15 protein-coding genes are annotated in these 18,417 nt (G+C 62.2%); 7 read left to right on the top strand and 8 right to left on the bottom strand.

Going from position 1 to position 18,417, the window contains the following annotated elements:
• The first annotated feature begins 313 nt into the window (after window positions 1–313).
• Window positions 314–1,921: a malate synthase A gene (gene aceB, locus C3418_RS10770; protein ID WP_103858476.1), complete on the top strand. Its 1,608-nt coding sequence runs from the start codon at window positions 314–316 to the stop codon at window positions 1,919–1,921.
• Between the two features lie 69 nt (window positions 1,922–1,990).
• The gene (aceA, locus tag C3418_RS10765; RefSeq protein WP_041213155.1) at window positions 1,991–3,304 is read left to right on the top strand and encodes an isocitrate lyase; all 1,314 of its coding nucleotides are present in this window, start codon (window positions 1,991–1,993) and stop codon (window positions 3,302–3,304) included.
• Between the two features lie 206 nt (window positions 3,305–3,510).
• On the opposite strand, the gene hda is transcribed toward aceA, so the two are convergent.
• The 3 genes from hda to upp form a co-directional block, all read right to left on the bottom strand.
• Complete coding sequence (gene hda / locus C3418_RS10760; protein ID WP_010675272.1) at window positions 3,511–4,212, bottom strand: DnaA inactivator Hda; 702 nt, start codon at window positions 4,210–4,212, stop codon at window positions 3,511–3,513.
• Window positions 4,213–4,314: 102 nt separating this feature from the next.
• The gene (locus tag C3418_RS10755; RefSeq protein ID WP_103261360.1) at window positions 4,315–5,343 is read right to left on the bottom strand and encodes a DUF2066 domain-containing protein; all 1,029 of its coding nucleotides are present in this window, start codon (window positions 5,341–5,343) and stop codon (window positions 4,315–4,317) included.
• 141 nt (window positions 5,344–5,484) lie between these two features.
• Window positions 5,485–6,111, bottom strand: a complete 627-nt coding sequence (upp, locus tag C3418_RS10750; protein WP_005302745.1) for a uracil phosphoribosyltransferase — start codon at window positions 6,109–6,111, stop codon at window positions 5,485–5,487.
• 175 nt (window positions 6,112–6,286) lie between these two features.
• Between upp and purM the strand changes: the two genes are divergently transcribed.
• Window positions 6,287–7,324 carry a phosphoribosylformylglycinamidine cyclo-ligase gene (gene purM / locus C3418_RS10745; protein WP_052815406.1) on the top strand — a complete coding sequence of 346 codons (1,038 nt, stop codon included), beginning with the start codon at window positions 6,287–6,289 and terminating at the stop codon, window positions 7,322–7,324.
• A gap of 29 nt (window positions 7,325–7,353) precedes the next feature.
• Window positions 7,354–7,992, top strand: a complete 639-nt coding sequence (purN, locus tag C3418_RS10740; RefSeq protein WP_048208753.1) for a phosphoribosylglycinamide formyltransferase — start codon at window positions 7,354–7,356, stop codon at window positions 7,990–7,992.
• A 114-nt stretch (window positions 7,993–8,106) separates the two neighbouring features.
• Here the strand turns inward: purN and C3418_RS10735 are convergent, their stop codons facing one another.
• From C3418_RS10735 to C3418_RS10715, 5 genes are all read right to left on the bottom strand, one after another.
• On the bottom strand, window positions 8,107–8,868 hold the full coding sequence (locus tag C3418_RS10735) for a Nif3-like dinuclear metal center hexameric protein (protein WP_010675276.1): 762 nt from the start codon (window positions 8,866–8,868) through the stop codon (window positions 8,107–8,109).
• Between the two features lie 107 nt (window positions 8,869–8,975).
• On the bottom strand, window positions 8,976–10,310 hold the full coding sequence (locus tag C3418_RS10730) for a sigma-54 dependent transcriptional regulator (protein WP_103261361.1): 1,335 nt from the start codon (window positions 10,308–10,310) through the stop codon (window positions 8,976–8,978).
• 70 nt (window positions 10,311–10,380) lie between these two features.
• Window positions 10,381–11,415 (bottom strand): PAS domain-containing sensor histidine kinase, encoded by a 1,035-nt coding sequence (locus tag C3418_RS10725; RefSeq protein ID WP_010675278.1) that lies wholly within the window; start codon window positions 11,413–11,415, stop codon window positions 10,381–10,383.
• 105 nt (window positions 11,416–11,520) lie between these two features.
• Window positions 11,521–12,939, bottom strand: a complete 1,419-nt coding sequence (locus C3418_RS10720) for a sigma-54 dependent transcriptional regulator (protein ID WP_053288347.1) — start codon at window positions 12,937–12,939, stop codon at window positions 11,521–11,523.
• A gap of 238 nt (window positions 12,940–13,177) precedes the next feature.
• Window positions 13,178–14,017, bottom strand: a complete 840-nt coding sequence (locus tag C3418_RS10715) for a DUF2726 domain-containing protein (protein WP_103858475.1) — start codon at window positions 14,015–14,017, stop codon at window positions 13,178–13,180.
• 258 nt (window positions 14,018–14,275) lie between these two features.
• Here C3418_RS10715 and C3418_RS10710 point away from each other — a divergent pair, with 258 nt between their 5' ends.
• The 3 genes from C3418_RS10710 (at window position 14,276) to ppx (ending at window position 18,414) form a co-directional block, all read left to right on the top strand.
• Window positions 14,276–14,788 (top strand): glycine cleavage system protein R, encoded by a 513-nt coding sequence (locus C3418_RS10710; RefSeq protein ID WP_010675281.1) that lies wholly within the window; start codon window positions 14,276–14,278, stop codon window positions 14,786–14,788.
• Window positions 14,789–14,864: 76 nt separating this feature from the next.
• The gene (gene ppk1, locus C3418_RS10705) at window positions 14,865–16,934 is read left to right on the top strand and encodes a polyphosphate kinase 1 (RefSeq protein WP_103858474.1); all 2,070 of its coding nucleotides are present in this window, start codon (window positions 14,865–14,867) and stop codon (window positions 16,932–16,934) included.
• Window positions 16,924–18,414 (top strand): exopolyphosphatase, encoded by a 1,491-nt coding sequence (gene ppx / locus C3418_RS10700; protein ID WP_103858473.1) that lies wholly within the window; start codon window positions 16,924–16,926, stop codon window positions 18,412–18,414. The genes ppk1 and ppx overlap by 11 nt, the downstream gene beginning before the upstream one ends.
• Window positions 18,415–18,417: the final 3 nt, after the last annotated feature.

The raw sequence follows: 18,417 nt of genomic DNA, 5'->3' as shown, positions 1-18,417 counted from the left end.
GTAATTTTATTACGTAATTAGTTACATTTTTAACCCATCCACTCTACCGAAATCCTCCCCCCTGCCGCCCCGGCGACCCAAGAGCATAACCATCTGCAAAGAGCTTTTACACTAATCACATAAATCCATTTAAAACAGCATCTTAACTATCATCAAAAAACACCCGTTTTAAAAATCAAGTTGACGAATCCGCCATTCTTTTGCACCTTATGAATCGTGTTGCCCCGCTGTTACGGGGAGTTTGAAAGAAAGGGATATAGACGTTAGTCGTAGTTAATAAATTCAAAATGTAACTTTTGGAGGAGTACCCACTATGTCGGCACCGGCCCAGACCATCAGCAGCACCCGCCTGCGCATTCAAGGCGAGATGCTTCCCGATTACGCGCAGATCCTGACGCCGGATGCGGTGGCCCTGGTGTCCGAACTGGTGGAACGTTTCGCTCCCCAACGCAACGAGCTGCTGAAGCAGCGAGTCGCACGCCAGGCCCGTATCGATGGCGGCGAGTTGCCGGACTTCCTGCCAGAGACCGCCCATATTCGCGATGGTGACTGGACGGTGCGCGGCATTCCCGCCGATCTGCAGGACCGCCGTGTGGAGATCACCGGCCCGGTCGAGCGCAAAATGGTGATCAATGCCCTCAACGCCAACGTCAAGGTCTTCATGGCCGACTTCGAGGACTCCCTGGCCCCGGCCTGGAACAAGGTGATCGAGGGCCAGATCAACCTGCGCGATGCGGTCAACGGCACCATTGCCTACCAGAGCCCGGAGGGGAAGGCCTATACCCTGAATCCCAACCCGGCCGTGCTCATCTGCCGGGTGCGCGGTCTGCATCTGCCGGAGAAGCACGTCACCTTTGATGGTGCCCCCATTCCCGGCGGCCTGTTCGACTTCGCCCTCTATTTCCTGCACAACCACAAGGCGTTGCTGGCCAAGGGCTCCGGTCCCTACTTCTACGTACCCAAGCTGCAGAGCCATCTGGAAGGGCGCTGGTGGAGCGAGGTATTCGCCTGGACCGAAGACAGGTTTGGTCTGCCCCGCGGTACCATCAAGGCCACCGTGCTCATCGAAACCCTGCCGGCGGTATTCGAGATGGACGAGCTGCTCTATCAGATGAAGGATCACATCGTCGCCCTCAACTGCGGCCGCTGGGATTACATCTTCAGCTATATCAAGACCTTGAAGAACCACTCCGATCGCGTCCTGCCGGATCGTCAGGTGGTGACCATGGACAAGCCGTTCCTCTCTGCCTACTCGCGACTCCTTATCAAGACCTGCCACAAGCGCGGCGCCCTGGCCATGGGCGGCATGGCCGCCTTTATCCCGGCCAAGGATCCGGCAGTGAACGCCGAAGTCTTCGCCAAGGTGAAGGCGGACAAGGAGCGTGAAGCGAACAACGGCCACGACGGCACCTGGGTCGCCCACCCCGGCCTCGCCGACACCGCCATGGCGGTGTTCAACGCGAGCATCCCCGCTGGCGCCAAGAACCAGATCCATGTGCTGCGCGAGCAGGATGCCCCCATCACCGCCGCCGAGCTGCTGGCCCCCTGCGAGGGGGAGCGTACCGAGGCGGGCATGCGCACCAATATCCGCGTCGCCCTGCAATACCTGGAAGCCTGGATCAACGGCAATGGCTGCGTGCCCATCTACGGACTGATGGAAGATGCCGCCACCGCCGAGATCTCCCGCACCTCCATCTGGCAGTGGATCCGCCACGGCAAGACCCTCTCCAACGGTCAGGCAGTGACCAAGGCGCTGTTCCGCCAGATGCTGGCCGAGGAGCAGGAGGTGGTCAGAGGCGAAGTGGGCGAGGCCCGCTGGCAATCTGGCCGTTTCGCCGAGGCGAGCGCCCTGATGGACGAGATCACCTGCGCCGACACACTCATCGATTTTCTGACGCTGCCCGGCTACGAGCGGCTGTGAGACCCGGGCCGGTAACGGCCCCCATAACAAGTCAATGGAAACGTGAAATCAATGAAAGAGGGAACTGATATGGCACTGACCCGTGAGCAACAGATCCAGGCTATCGAGAAAGACTGGGCAGAAAACCCCCGCTGGAAAGGGATCAAGCGCGGCTACAGCGCCGAGGACGTGGTGAACCTGCGTGGCAGCCTGCAGCCGGCACACACTCTGGCCCAACGCGGCGCCGACAAACTGTGGGAGCTGATCCACGGCGGCGCCAAGAAAGGCTATGTAAACTGCCTCGGCGCCCTGACCGGCGGCCAAGCGGTGCAACAGGCCAAGGCCGGCATCGAAGCCATCTATCTCTCCGGCTGGCAGGTGGCGGCGGACAACAACCTCTCCTCCACCATGTACCCGGATCAGTCCCTCTACCCGGCCAACTCCGTCCCCTCCGTGGTGGAGCGCATCAACAACTCCTTCGCCCGGGCCGACCAGATCCAGTGGGCCAACAAGGTTGGACCAGAGGACAAGGGCTTCATCGACTACTTCCTGCCCATAGTAGCGGATGCGGAAGCCGGTTTCGGCGGCGTGCTGAACGCCTTCGAACTGATGAAGGGGATGATTGAAGCGGGCGCCGCCGGCGTGCACTTCGAAGATCAGCTCGCGTCCGTGAAAAAGTGCGGCCACATGGGCGGCAAGGTACTGGTCCCGACCCAGGAGGCGGTGCAAAAGCTTGTCGCGGCTCGCCTCGCGGCAGATGTCTGCGGCACCACCACCCTGGTGATCGCCCGCACCGACGCCAACGCAGCGGATCTGCTGACCACGGATGCCGATCCCTACGATGCCGGCTTCCTGACCGGTGAGCGCACCAGCGAGGGCTTCTACAAGGTGCAGGCTGGCATCGAGCAGGCCATCTCCCGCGGCCTGGCCTACGCCCCTTACGCCGACATGGTGTGGTGCGAGACCGCCAAGCCCGATCTGGACGAGGCGCGCAAATTTGCCGAGGCCATCAAGGCCCAGTACCCGGACAAGATCCTGGCCTACAACTGCTCCCCGAGCTTCAACTGGAAGAAGAACCTGGACGATGCCACCATCGCCCGCTTCCAGCAGGAGCTCTCCGACATGGGCTACAAGTACCAGTTCATCACCCTGGCGGGTATCCACAACATGTGGTTCCACATGTACGAGCTGGCCTACCAGTACGCCCGTGGCGAGGGAATGAAGCACTATGTCGAGATGGTGCAGCAGCCGGAATTCGCCGCCGCCGAGCGGGGCTACACCTTCGTGGCACACCAGCAGGAAGTGGGTACCGGTTACTTTGACAAGGTGACCACCGTCATTCAGGGCGGCCAGTCCTCGGTGACCGCACTGACCGGCTCGACCGAAGAAGATCAGTTCCACTGATAGCTGTGTAATGCTCGCAAACAAACCCCGGCCAAGTCCCGGGGTTTGTCGTTATGGGGCTTAGAACCTATCCCAGTAGGCGTAATCGTTGAAGGCAGTTTGAACACGGACAGCGCGCAGAAACCGGAACGTACTGTAGTACGTGAGGATTTCGAGCACTGCCCAGGTTCAAAATGGCGAATAAGTTAGCCTAATGGGATAGGTTTTCAGAGCTCGAGGATCTCTTTGACGAAAGGGATGGTAAGCTTGCGCTTGGCACGGAAGGAGGCGTTGTCGAGACGATTGAGGGTGGCAAGCAGGGTGCGCATGTCGCGGGAGAGGCGGTTGAGCAGGAAACGGCCCACGTCGATGGGCAGCTTGAAACCCCGCAGCTCGGCGCGCAGTTGCAGGGCGCTGAGTTTGCCCTCGTCGTCCAGCTCGTCGAGGTGGAAGCTCACTCCCCAGTCGAGACGGGACGCGAGATCCGGCAGTTGCAGCCCCAGCTTGCGTGGCGCGCTGCAGCCGGTAACGATGAGCGTCCCCTCCCCCTTCTCCTTCCAGCGATTGTAGAAGTCGAACAGGGCCCGCTCCCACAGGGCGTTGCCGGCGATAGCCTCCAGGCTGTCAAGACAGACCAAGGGCAGGCTCTCCAAAGCATCGAGCATGCTGGGGTCAAGCTGTTCGAACTGATCGAGGGAGAGATAAGCGGCTGCGGCGTCGCGGGCGTTGACCTCGGCACAGGTGGCATGGAGCAGATGGGAGCGGCCCGACCCCTTGGCTCCCCAGAAATAGAGGAAGGGCGAGCCCTGACCGATGGCCGCATTCTTGAGGGCGGTGATCAGATGGGCGTTGTTGCCGGGATAAAAACTGACGAAGGTTTCATCATCCGGTAGTTGTACGGCTAAAGACAGTTGGGCCGGTTGCTTCACTCGTTGGGCTTTGACTGTGATATTTGCGGGCAAGTGTATCACCAGCGGGGCAGATAGAGAACCGCCCGGACCATGCCGGGCGGTCAGGATCCTTCCCCGGGATCAGGGCTGCGACCATTGATAGCGCAGGCCGCTCTCGTTGTCTTCCACCTGATGCAGGCGGCTCTCCAGTTGCAACCCCCTCACCAGCTCGGCCTTGTCCCCCTGCAGCGAGAGGTTGAAGGTCACCTTGTCCCCTTCCAGCTTGCCAATAGCCACCTTGGTGACACTGGCCATCCCCTGCAGCAGCTTCTGGATCTGGATCATGCCATCGATATCGGACAGCCCCTCCACCACCAGGGTCTGGCTGGAGGCGACACCGGAGAGACGGGTACCGTACTGCTGCACCAGCCAACCGGCCAGGGCATCGGCAAAGCCCTTTGCCACCTCGGCCTGGGTACCTGAACCCGAACCCTTGGTCAGCTCGGTCAGCTCTCCTGCCTGCGCCCCCGGCTTGGTACCATAAAGACCCCAGTCGATGCTCCAGGCCTCCCCCTCCGGGCTCAGTTTGCCGAGCACCACCATTTCGGCGCCGTAACGCTGGCTCGCCTTGAGCACGGGATCGGCAAAGCGGCCCCAGACATCGGTGGCATTGACCGCCATGTTGTCATCCAAGTCCATCAGCGGGAGACTGACCGGCAGCCCCATGGCCTGGGTCTGGGCACGCAGCGCCTCGGACCAGCCATCGCCGGACTGATCCGGCAGAATGCGCCGCTCGCCTTCGTCGACCACCAGCCAGATGGCGACCTGCGGCCGCACCGGGCCAAGCAGGGCAAACTTGCTCTGGCCGACCAGGGCGTTCACCTTGGCCACATTGAAATCCGCCTTGAGAAACTTGACCGAGCCGATGTCCTGATAGCTGTATTGCTGCACGTAATCCGCCGGCGCCGCCAGGGCCTTCACCACATCCGGCTGGGTGAGGATATCGCGCTTGCCCGTCACCTTGACGAGCACATACCCCAGCGCCTGGGACTGGGCGGCCGTCATGTCGCCACTGGTGGGAGCCTTGCCCTGATAGAGGTCGGTTACCTGGGCGGCCGACACCACGAGAGGCAGACAGCAGCAGAGGAGAGTCGCTAAGCGTTTCAGCATAAAGAAGATTCTCGAAATGGGGGATGGTGCTTATGGTAGCGGCAAGGCGCGCATGGCAGCAAGCAAAGGGGGGGAGAAACAGCGGAGCCGGCAGGGTGCCGGCTCCGTTTGCGCGCCTTGGGCGCGGCGATGGGGTGATGCTTACTTGGTGCCGAAGATCTTGTCGCCGGCATCACCCAAGCCCGGGACGATATAGCCCTTCTCGTTCAGCCCCTGGTCGATGGAGGCACAGAACAGCTCCACGTCCGGGTGAGCGGCTTCCAGCGCCTTGATGCCTTCCGGCGCGGCAACCAGCACCAGCACCTTGATGGACTGGCAACCTTTCTTCTTGAGCAGATCGATGGTGGCGATCATGGAGCCGCCGGTGGCCAGCATGGGGTCGATGACCAGGGCCAGACGCTCTTCGATGTTGCTGACGATCTTCTCGAAGTAGGGGACAGGCTGCAGGGTCTCTTCATCGCGATAGATACCGACCACGCTGACGCGGGCGCTCGGCATGTGCTCCAGCACGCCGTCCATCATGCCAAGACCGGCGCGCAGGATTGGCACGACGGTGACCTTCTTGCCCTTGATCTGGTCGACTTCCACAGGGCCGTTCCAGCCATCGATGGTCACTTTTTCGGTTTCGAAGTCAGAGGTCGCTTCGTAAGTCAACAAACTGCCCACTTCCTTGGCCAGTTCACGGAAACGCTTGGTGCTGATGTCGCCTTCGCGCATCAGGCCGATCTTGTGCTTGACCAGGGGGTGTTTGACTTCAACGACTTTCATTATTATCTCCTCTAACCGGCGCCAAAAAATCGCGGAATCATACAACAAAAGCCACGGCTTGTAGAGCTTTTCGATTCAAAAACGCGCAAACGATTTTCTTTCTGGTTTTTCGTGCCCGCTGGTAGAATACGCCCCGAATTTTACCCTCCACTTCTTTATATGACGGGGAATACGCGTGACTGACAAAACCTCACTGAGCTACAAGGATGCTGGCGTAGATATCGATGCCGGCAATGCACTGGTTGAACGTATCAAGGGCGTGTCAAAACGCACTCGTCGTCCTGAAGTCCTTGGTGGTCTTGGCGGCTTTGGGGCCCTGTGTCAAATCCCTGCTGGCTACAAGGAACCGGTACTGGTCTCCGGTACCGACGGGGTGGGCACCAAGCTGCGTCTGGCCATCGACCTGAAGAAGCACGACACCGTGGGGATCGACTTGGTCGCCATGTGCGTCAATGACCTCATCGTGCAGGGCGCCGAGCCCCTCTTCTTCCTCGACTACTATGCCACCGGCAAACTGGACGTGGACACTGCCGCTGCCGTGGTCACCGGCATCGGCGCCGGCTGCGAACAGTCCGGCTGTGCCCTGGTCGGCGGTGAAACTGCCGAAATGCCTGGCATGTATGAAGGGGAAGATTACGACATCGCCGGTTTCTGCGTCGGCGTGGTGGAAAAGAGCGAGATCATCGACGGCAGCAAGGTTGGCGAAGGGGATGCCCTGATCGCCCTGGCCGCCAGCGGTCCCCACTCCAACGGCTTCTCCCTCATTCGCAAGATCCTGGAAGTCTCCAAGGCCGACGTGCAGCAGCCGCTGGGTGACACCACCCTGGCCAACGCCCTGCTGGAGCCGACCCGCATCTATGTGAAGCCCGTGCTCAAGCTCATCAAGGAGTGCGAGATCCACGCCCTGTCCCACATCACCGGCGGCGGCTTCTGGGAGAACATCCCGCGCGTGCTGCCCGCCAACACCAAGGCGGTCATCGACGAGCAGAGCTGGCAGTGGCCGGCGGTGTTCAGCTGGCTGCAACAGGCAGGCAACGTCACCCGCCACGAGATGTATCGCACCTTCAACTGCGGCGTCGGCATGATCATCGCCCTGCCGGCGGATCAGCTGGACAAGGCCCTGGCCCTGCTCAAGGCCGAAGGCGAAAACGCCTGGCACATCGGCCACATCGCCAAGGCGGCCGATGGTGAGGAGCAGGTCATCATTCAATGAATGATCGTATCAACGGCCAGATGACCTCCATGAAACGCATCCTCGTCCTCATCTCAGGCAGCGGCAGCAATCTGCAGGCCATCCTCGACGGCTGTGCCGGCGGCAAGATTGCCGGTCAGGTGGTCGGCGTCATCAGCAACAAGGCTGATGCCTATGGCCTGGTGCGTGCCAGGGAAGCTGGGGTGGCAACCGCCATCCTGGCTCAGCAGCAGTTCGCCAGCCGGGAGGAGTATGATGTCGCCCTGCTGGCTCTGATGGCGGATTATCAGCCGGATCTGGTGGTGCTGGCCGGCTTTATGCGGATCCTGAGCGCCGACCTCGTGCGCCACTTCGCGGGGAGGATGATCAACATCCACCCCTCATTGCTGCCGAAATACCAGGGTCTGCACACCCACCAGCGCGCCATCGAGGCCGGTGATGACGAGCACGGCGCCAGCGTCCACTTCGTCACCGAAGAGCTCGACGGCGGCCCGGTGATCCTCCAGGCACGGGTCCCCATCTTCGAAGGGGACAGTGCCGACGAGGTCGCCGCCCGGGTCCAGGTGCAGGAGCACAGCATCTACCCCCTGGTGGTGCAGTGGTTCTGTGAAGGGCGCTTGCAGATGCGAGAAGGGTCTGCCTTCCTCGATGGCAAGCAGCTTGGCCTGGCAGGCTATGCCAGCGAGTAACCGCTAGCAGCAGTAAGACACAACAAGGGAGGCTCAGGCCTCCCTTGTCATTTCCATCGACCAGCGCAATGCCTGTCATCACGTCCGATGACGCCGCTGCGCGGCCAATCGGCCCTACACCGGATTGTCGATATCGATAAAGGTCACCTCCAACCCGTGTACGGTGGCGAGCCACTCTCCCAGCGCCTTGACGCCGTAACGTTCGGTGGCGTGGTGGCCTGCGGCGTAGAAGTGCATGCCCATCTCGCGGGCGGTGTGGATGGTCTGCTCGGAGGCTTCGCCGGAGATGAAGGCATCGATGCCCTGCTCCGCCGCCTGGCTGATGTAGCTCTGGCCACCGCCGGTGCACCAGGCCACGGAGCGGATGAGCTCGGGGCCACTGTCACCACAATGAAGCGGCTCGCGACCGAGACGCTCGGCAATCAGCTTGGCAAAATCGCTGCCGCTCATGGGCTCCTCCAGCTTGCCCACCATGGCGACGCTCTTGCTGTTCCAGGGTTCGAGCCCGCGACGCACCTTGATACCAAGCAGCCTGGCAAGCTGGGCGTTGTTCCCCACCTCGGGGTGCACGTCCAGCGGCAGGTGGTAGGCAAACAGGTTGATGTCGTGGGTCAAGAGGGTCTTGAGACGACGCTGCTTCATGCCGGTGATCTGGGCCGGCTCGCCGCTCCAGAAGTAGCCGTGATGGACCAGGATGGCGTCAGCATCAGCGGCCACGGCGGCATCGATGAGGGCCTGGCTGGCGGTGACGCCGGTCACCACCTTGCGAATGCGCTCGCGCCCCTCCACCTGCAGGCCGTTGGGGCAGTAATCCTTGATGGCATGGGGTTCGAGCAGGTGGTTGAGCAGGCTTTCCAGTTTACGATGAGAGATCATGGGGGTCTCCTAGCTGGGCTCCCCACGCACTGTGCGGGGAGCCGGATTCCGATCGTCAGAGCCCATGATAATCGAGCCGGACCGGCAAGGCCATGCGCCTGTCAGGCCTAGGCGGGCAGCTCGATGCCGGCGTCACGCATCTGGGCCAGCTTGTAGCGCAGGGTGCGCGGGCTGATGCCGAGCTTGTCGGCCACCGCTTTGCGACTGCCGTTGCACTCCTGCAGGGTGTCCAGAATGATCTGGTGCTCCTGCAGCTTGAGTTCGCCGCCAAGCCCCTCCCCTGACAGCCGCTCGAGCGGCCGCACCAGGGTCTCGTCCGTCTCCTCCAGAATCAGGTGCTCACAGTCGATGAGGCCGTCTGGACAGAGGATCAGGGCGCGCTGAACCACGTTGTCGAGCTCGCGCACGTTGCCGGGCCAGGGGTGAACCATCAGACGCTCTCGGGCGTCCTCTGCGAGCTGCGGCGTCGGCAGCCCCATCTGGCTGGCATGCAGCGCCAGCAGATGCTCCGCCAGGGGAAGAATGTCCCCCGGGCGCTCCCAGAGCGCCGTCCAGCGCAGGGGGAAGACGTTGAGGCGGTAGTAGAGATCCTCGCGGAACAACCCGTCCTGCACCGCTTTTTTCAGATCCCGGTTGCTGGTGGCAATGACCCGCACATCGAGGGGGATCATCTTGCGGCTGCCGAGCCGCTCCACCTCTTTCTCCTGCAAGACCCGCAGCAGCTTGGCCTGCAGCCCCAGATCCATCTCGGTGATCTCGTCGAGCAGCAGGGTTCCTCCCTGAGCCTGCTCGAACTTGCCAGGGCACCCCTGCACCGCACCGGTGAAAGCGCCCTTCTCGTAGCCAAACAGGGTCGCTTCCAGCATGTTCTCCGGAATGGCGGCGCAGTTGATGGCGACGAAGGCCTGTTCTGCCCGGCTGGAGTGGTCGTGAATATAGCGAGCCAACACCTCCTTGCCCGTCCCGCTCGGGCCGGTCACCATGACGGTGGCTTCGCTTCTCGCCACCCGGGTCGCCAGCTGGAACAGCTCCGCAGTCCTGGGGTCCCCGTACACCACGGCACGCTTCTCCACCTTCTGGGCCGGCACATAACGGCTGACCTGGTTGAGCAGCACCTCGGGGGAGAAGGGCTTGGCCAGATAGTCGATGGCCCCCTCGCGCATGGCGCGCACCGCCCCGTCAATGTTGGCGTAGGCAGTCATCAGGAGCACAGGCACCTGGGGATATTGCTGGCGGATATTGGCGAGCAGGGTCAGACCATCCATGCCCCCCATCTGGATGTCGGAGATCACCATGTCAAAGCGCTGACGGGACAGAGCAAGCAGGGCCCGCTCGCCGCTGTCCACCTCGCGGCACTCATAGCCACCGAGCAGCAGGGTATCCACCAGCGCCTCGCGCAGGCCGTTGTCATCTTCCACCACCAGAATGCGAGCCTGGGTCATGCCACACCTCCTACAACCAACATGGCCTTGTCGAGAATCATCTTCACCGGCGCTCCGGCTTTTGCGCGCCTCATGCCACGCCCCCCAACTGAACCTGTTGCTGATGCAGGGGGAAGGACAGGGTAAAACAGGTGCCCTCGCCAGGGACCGAAGCCACGCTCACCTCCCCTTGATGGGCTCGTACCACCGACTGCACCACCGCAAGACCGAGGCCCGTGCCCTGGGAACGGGTGGTAAAGAAGGGTTCGAAGATCTGGTTGAGCAGGGAGGGGGCCATCCCCTTGCCGTTGTCGATGACCCGCATCTCCACCCGGTTGCCGCTGCGCACAGCGCTCACCAGGAGCGAATCGGCGCCGGCCTGCCGGGCATTGGCGATGAGGTTGTTGATGGCCCCCGCCAGGGCACTGCTGTTGGCAAGCAGACAGAGATCGGGCTCAGGGGCCTCCAGATGCAAGGCGCAGCCCTGCTGCTGGCAGAAGGCTTCGGCCCCCGCCTGCACTTCCGCCAGCAAGCCCTGCACCGAGAGGGGCGCCACCACCTGGTTGTCGCCATTGCGGGCAAACAGCAGGATGTCGTTGATCTGTTTTTCCAGGTCTTGCAACCTGGCCATCAATTTTTGCTGGAACTGGCTGCGGGATTCAGGCTTGAGGGTGCGGTTGGCCAGGTTGGCCGCATAGAGCATGGCGGCGGAGAGCGGGGTGCGGATCTGGTGCGCCAGGGAAGCCGCCATGTTGCCAAGGGCGGAGAGACGCTTCATGTGGTTGACCCTGTCCTGCAACTGGCGGGTCTCGGTCAAGTCGGTAATGAACACCAGTTGGCCCGGCTGATCCGGCAGCGGCTGGGTCGACAGCTGGACCCGGCGGCCGTCGCGCAAGGAGATCTCGTGACCGTCATCCTCACGGGGTTCGAAGCAGCGGGCGATGATCTGGCGCCAGGAAAGGCCTTCCAGTGGCTCTCCCAGCAGCGCCAGGGCGGCAGGGTTTGCGCGGGTGATCAGCCCCTCGCCATCGAGCAGCAGCACGCCGGTCGGCAGCGCCGTGAAGATGGCGTAAAGCTGACTCACTTCATGTGACTGGAGGGGGGCATCCTGCTGCAAGATTGTCATAAAGCTGACCTCAAACTGGCGATTGAGTCAGCTTATTCAATTTCCATGCCAGCAAAATAGACGTTATTTATCAATGCATTGGCTCAATGCGTCAAAGCATTGACCTCAATTGTCCTTGCTCATGCCGTACTTCTTCATCTTCTCCACCAGGGTGGTGCGGCGCATGCTGAGCAGGTCGGCGGCGCGGGCCACCACCCCGTCCTGGGACTCCAGGGCCTGGCGGATCAGCTCCACCTCGAGGTCGGCCAGCATCTCCTTGAGGTTGACCCCCTCTTGAGGCAACTGCATGGGCAGGGGCATGGCGATGCCGGGATCCAGCTCTGGTGGGGACTGGAACACGGCAGCCAGGGCGTCCCGCTCGTCCATCTCGGTGAGCCGCTCATCTCGTGGCTCGCAGGGCAGCAGGCGATAGCGGCCGGGCAGATCCGCCACATCGACGATCTGGTTCGGATAGAGGATGAGCAGGCGCTCGATGAGGTTGGACAGCTCGCGCACGTTGCCGGGCCAGGCGTACTGCATCAGGGACTCCATGGCGCGCTGGGTCAGACGGATGATCCCCTTGTGCTGTTCGGCATGGCGATTGAGCAGCTCCTGCAGCAGCAGCGGGATGTCGTCGGCCCGATCCCGCAGGGGGGGCGTCTCGATGGGGAACACATTGAGGCGGTAGTAGAGATCTTCGCGAAATGCCAGGGTGCGGATCATGGCTTCCAGATCCCGGTGGGTCGCCGCGATCACCCGCACATCGGCCTGGACGGCCTTGCCGCCCCCGACCCGGTCGAACTGGCGCTCCTGCAGCACCCGCAGCAACTTGACCTGCATCGGCAGCGGCATGTCGCCGATTTCGTCGAGGAAGAGGGTGCCCCCCTGGGCCAGTTCGAAGCGGCCGCGCCGGGCGGCAATGGCACCGGTGAAGGCCCCCTTCTCGTGACCGAACAGCTCGCTCTCGAGCAGCTCCGCCGGAATGGCGCCGCAGTTGATGGGCACGAAGGGGCCCGCGCTTCGGGCGGACAGCTCGTGGATGGCGCGAGCCACCACCTCCTTGCCGGTTCCGGACTCACCGAGGATCAGTACGTTGGCGTCGGTCTCGGCCACCTGGCCGATAAGACGGCGCACCTCCTGGATGCCCCTCCCCTTGCCCACCAGCAGGCGCAGCAGGGTCTGACCCTTGTCGTGGGTCTGATGACGGGGATGCAGGGAGATGAAGGCCTGGCAGAAGTGCAGATGACGGGTGAGGGACTCATAGGTAAAGGGCGCCTCGGCCACCCCGATGAAGTTGCTGCAACCATGGCTCGCTGGCATCAGGGAGAGAAAGGGCAGACGAGGATGGGCGGCAAGCAGCTCACTCAGGGCGCGCTCGCGCAGTTCCCCGGCCAGAATTCCCTGCAAGGGCCCGGCAGTCTCGATGGCCACATCGAGATCGCTCTCCACCACCTCCTGCCAGGGGATCCCCATGAAGGAGAGCACAGTCCCCAGTTGCTGGCGCCGCACATCATCGGCATCAACAAGCAGCACACCCATAGCCATCCTATCCATATTTTCACACCTGACGCCAAGTTATTGTTTTTTAAGTGCTTATTAAAACCAATTTCGCACTGTGTCATAAGAGGACAAAGTGCCAAAATTCTGGCGGATTGTCAAAACTTGTCGCATCCTCCCGGACCCTGGCGGGACGGGGATCACGCTTCCAGCCAGATTGAGTATCGGATGAAAACCAGCGAAGGGGAAAGAATGACGCCGACAGGGCGCGGCGTCAGAGGAGGGATCAGTGCTTCACGCTCTCCTGGGGGGCGGCATAGCGGCACTCGGGAAACCGGCTGCAGGCGAGGAACAGGCGACCGGCATGGGGACCCTTTCGTGCTTCCCGTGCCACCAGGGGCGCGGCACAGCGGGGGCAATGAGGGGTCGTCTCCCGGGGCTCCTCCTCATCCGGATCGAGGAAGGGATTCTCCTCCATCAACACGGGCATTGCCTCTTCGGCCTGGGGGGGCGGCACCTGGGGCTCCCTGGCAGCCCCCGGGTGTGACGTGCCCAGATCGACACCATCGAGCAGCAGCGGGCTGAAGGTCGGTTCGCGGCGCTCGCCGGGCAGCAGGTCATCCACCGGCGCCGTCGTTCTCGCCAGCAGGGGCAGCAGTTGCTCCCGCAACTCGTCGACCTGGTAGTGGCTGCTGGCCGGGATCTGCAACAGCGGCAGACCGGCGCCATCGCAGGCCGCCTTCAGGAAGAGATCCCGCGCCTTGCGCTTCTGGTGGCGGTGCCCCTCGTCATCCAGCTCCACGGCACACAGGAAAGAGAGATCCGCCGGGTGGCAGAGCAAAAAATCGAAGTGCTTCTCCCCTATCTTGCCGAGTGCCTGCTGGCGCTTGCCTTTGCCAAGGTGTGCCTCGGGCGTCAGCACATAGGAGGCTCGTACCTTGGCAAAGACACGGGCCTTGTCCCCCACCGCCTGATCCAGCACCCCGAAGAAGGTGCGCTCGGCTGGGCTCATCAAGGTTTCCTGCAGATCATAGGGCTCGGCCTTGCCCTCTTTCTCCCTGCGCCAGACGATCACCAGCAGGAGCAACCCCAGCAACACGGCTCCTGATACGACAAGGCTATTCATACACGCACATCCCGTTTACAAGACAAATTCAGTTCACACCAAAGGAAGGGGCACACTCTACCACGGGGAAAGCGACTCAGGCAGCGCAGAAATCAAGCCCGTCCCGGCATTCGCGTTTTTTCACTGAATTTGCGCAAGGCGGGCTTCATATGGCCTGTCACAGCAGGCACAATGCTAGAGCCCATGGACGTTCTGGCGCGCACCCCGTCGCCGCCAGGCGTCAACGGACCCCACGCAGCCCCATTCAAGGAGAGCAGGATGCAAAAGCAATTGGTCGTCACCGTGATCGGCGCAGACAAACCCGGGATCGTCGAGAGCCTGGCCGATACCATCACCCGGCAGCAGGGTAACTGGCTGGCCAGCTCCATGAGCGAGCTGGCGGGGCAATTTGCCGGCATTTTGCACGTCGCCGTGCCTGACGAGCATTACCGCAGCCTGTGCGAGGCCCTGGTGATGCTGCCTGGCCTCACCGTGAGCTTCGCCGAAGGGCAGCTGAGCCCGCAACCGGCCCATCAGGTGATGCTGAGCGTCACCGGCAACGACAGACCGGGCATCGTCCACGAAGTGGCCAGCATCCTGCGACAGCTCAACATCAACGTCGCCGACCTCACCACAGGTTGCGAACCTGCGCCCCACTCAGGCGCCCCCCTCTTCTATGCCCACGCCCTGGTGGCCCTGCCGCCGCAGCTCGAACTGGACGATCTCGTCACGGCCCTGGAGTCCCTCTCCGACGACCTCGTCGTCGACATCGATCAGGATCTGAGCGAATAGTGTCACCTGTCATAAATTTGTCATGGTTTGACGCCATAACTTCCGCGCAGACGCAACCAGAGCAAAGAGGCACCAGATGAGCACCGACAAGCAGTATGAAGAGAAAGAGCTTAGCTGGCTCTCATTCAATGAACGGGTGTTGCAAGAGGCGATGGACAAGACGGTACCCCTCATCGAGCGGGTCCGCTTCCTCGGGATTTTCTCCTCCAATCAGGACGAGTTCTTCAAGGTTCGGGTGTCGGACGTCAAGCGCCGCATCCTCATCAACGAAGTCCACGGCGGCGACGACGAGGCCAAGGTGCTGCTGCGCGCCATCCAGCAGAAGGTGATGGCGCTCGGCGAGGCGTTCGACAACACCTACAAGGAGCTGCTGATCGCGCTGGCCCGCCACAACATCTTCCTGGTGAACGAAAGCCAGCTCTCCGAGTCCATCCAGCAGTGGCTGCGGGTCTTCTTCCGGGAAAAGGTGCTGCGCCACATCATCCCCATCCTCCTCAACAAGGAGGTCAACCCGGTCAAGTTCCTGAAAGACGAGCACACCTATCTCGCCATCGAGATGAAGAAGAACGGCCAGGTGATCCAGTACGCCCTGGTGGAAGTGCCCACCGACGATCTGCCCCGCTTCTTCCAGCTACCGCCGGAGGGCACCCGTCGCAAGAAGCAGATCATCATCCTGGACAACGTTATCCGCTTCTGTCTGGACGAGATCTTCAAGGGCTTCTTCGACTACGACGAGATTGCCGCCTACGCGGTCAAGCTGACCCGGGATGCCGAATATGACCTCTCCGACCAGCTGGACCTCAGCCTGGTGGACAAGATGAGTGACGGCTTGAAACAGCGCCTCACCGCCATGCCGGTGCGCTTCGTCTACGAGCGGGAAATGCCGGCGGCCATGATAAGCTTCTTGAAGCTGAAGCTGCAGATAAGCTCCTACGACGCCATCATGCCCGGTGGGCGCTATCACAACTTCAAGGATTTCATCGGCTTCCCCAATGTGGGCCGGGATTATCTGGAAAACCCCAAGCTGCCGGCCCTCGATTGCCGCGACTTTGACGGCTTCGTCAACGCCTTCGACGCCATCGCCAAGCAGGACATCCTGCTCTACTACCCGTACCACAAGTTCCACCACTTCACCGAGCTGGTGCGCCAGGCGGCCTTCGACCCGGCGGTCAGCGCCATTCGCATCAACATCTACCGGGTGGCCAAGAAGTCGCGGATCATCCACTCCCTCATCGACGCCGCCAACAATGGCAAGAAGGTGACCGTGGTGGTGGAGTTGCGCGCCCGCTTCGACGAGGCGGCCAACATCGACTGGGCCAACATCCTGACCGACGCAGGCGTCAAGGTGGTGTTCGGGGTGCCCAGCCTCAAGATCCACTCCAAGCTCTGCCTCATCACCCGCCACGAGAACGGCGAGGCGGTACGCTACGCCCATGTCGGGACCGGCAACTTCAACGAGAAGACCGCCAAGATCTACACCGACTTCTCTCTGCTGACCCGCCATCCGGACATCACCGCCGAGGTGGAGAGCGTGTTCGAGTACATCGAGTACCCGTACCGGCGCTACAAGTTCAACCACCTGCTGGTCTCCCCCATCAACAGCCGCCGCCAGCTCTATCGCCTCATCGATAACGAGCTGGCCAACGCCAAGGCGGGGCAACCCAGCGGCATCACCCTCAAGATCAACAACCTGGTGGACAGAGACCTCATCAACCGGCTCTATGCCGCCGGCCAGGCCGGGGTGCCCATCCAGATGATCATCCGGGGCATGTGCGCCCTGCGCCCGGGGGTGCCGGGTCTGAGCGACAACATCCGGGTCATCAGCATCATCGACCGTTTCCTCGAACATCCGCGGGTGATGGTGTTCCACAACAAGGGCAATCCCCAGCTCTATATCTCCAGTGCCGACTGGATGAGCCGCAACATCGACGGTCGCATCGAGGTGGGCACCCCCATCTATGACGAGCGGCTCAAGCAGCGCATCCTCGACATTCTCGAGCTACAACTGAGTGATACCTGCAAGGCGCGGGTGATCGATGCCGACCAGAAGAACGAGTACGTGAAGCGGGGCAACCGCCGCAAGGTCCGTTCCCAGGTGGCGATTTACGACTACCTCAAACGCATAGAGTCAAACCATGGACAATAGTCTGTACGCCGCTGTCGATCTGGGCTCGAACAGCTTCCACATGGTCATTGCCCGCCTCACCGAGGGGCGGATGCAGATCATCGATCGCATCAAGGAGCGAGTGCGTCTCGCCGAAGGGATGGATGAGCAGCGCCGCATGTCCCCGGAGGCCATGGCGCGCGGGCTGGACTGCCTCGCCCTGTTCGCCGAGCGGCTCACCAACATCAAGCCGGATCAGATCCGCATCGCCGGCACCTACACATTGCGCCGCGCCAGCAACGCTCGCGACTTCGTGCGCGAGGCGGCCAAGTTGCTCAACCACCCCATCGAGATCATCAGCGGCCAGGAAGAGGCCCGCCTCATCTATCAGGGGGTCGCCCATACACAGCACATCGAGGGCCAGGTGCTGGTGGTGGACATCGGCGGCGGCAGCACCGAGCTCATCATCGGCGAAGGGTTTGAGCACAAGGCGCTCACCAGCCGCAAGATGGGCTGCGTGAGCTTCACCCAGAGCTTCTTTGGCAACGGCAAGCTCGGCGAGAAGGCCTTCAACGCCGCCGTGCTGGAAGCCCAGCATCAGCTCGCCCCCATCATCAACCAGTACCGCAAGCTGGGCTGGCAGAGCTGCCTCGGCAGCTCGGGCTCCATCCGCACCGTGCGCGACGTGTTGCTGGGAGAAGAGTGGACCGATGGTGCCATCACCCTGGCGGGACTGGAGCGGCTGAAAGAAGAGATGCTCAAGCACAAGCGGGTCGACCAGCTCAAGCTGGCGGGCCTCACCGAGGAGCGTCAGGGGGTGTTCGCCGCCGCGGTGGCCATCCTGCTCGGGCTCTTCACTTCCCTGCCCATCGAGCGGATGGAGTACTCCGACGGCGCCCTGCGCGAAGGGTTGCTCTACGAGTTCGAGGAACGCCTGCAGCATCACGACATTCGCGAACGTACCGCGCTTGCGCTCAGCACCCATTATCGCATCGACAAGCGCCAGGCCACCCGGGTGGAGCGCAGCGTCCTCTCCCTGTTCGACGCCCTGAGCGGCCCCTGGGAGATGCCGGAAGAGCCCTATCGCGCCATCCTCGGCTGGGCGGCGCGGTTGCACGAAATCGGCCTTGCCATCAACTACAGCGGCATCCACAAACACTCCGCCTACATCTTGCAAAACACCGACCTGCCCGGCTTCAACCAGGACGATCAGGCCCTGCTGGCGGCCCTGGTGCGCTTTCATCGCAAGGGGCTCAAGCTCTCCGAGCTGCCCGCCCTGCCCAACCACGACGAGCAGACGGTGCTGCGCTGCATCCGCATCCTACGCCTCGCGGTGGCGGCCCACCACAGGCGTCAGGACAACCTGCTGCCCGAGTGGAACGTGCAGGCCGCCGGGGATCAGCTGGTGGTCACCCTGCCTCTGGACTGGTGCGACGAGAACAAGTTGCTGATGCAGAACCTGGAAAAGGAGCACCGCTACTGCCACGAGCAGGGTTGGCCCCTGCTGTTCCAGCTCGGGTGATCC

Source organism: Aeromonas sp. ASNIH8 (assembly GCF_002919855.1).
Lineage (GTDB): Bacteria > Pseudomonadota > Gammaproteobacteria > Enterobacterales > Aeromonadaceae > Aeromonas > Aeromonas caviae.
This window is presented reverse-complemented; position numbering and strand designations above follow the sequence as displayed.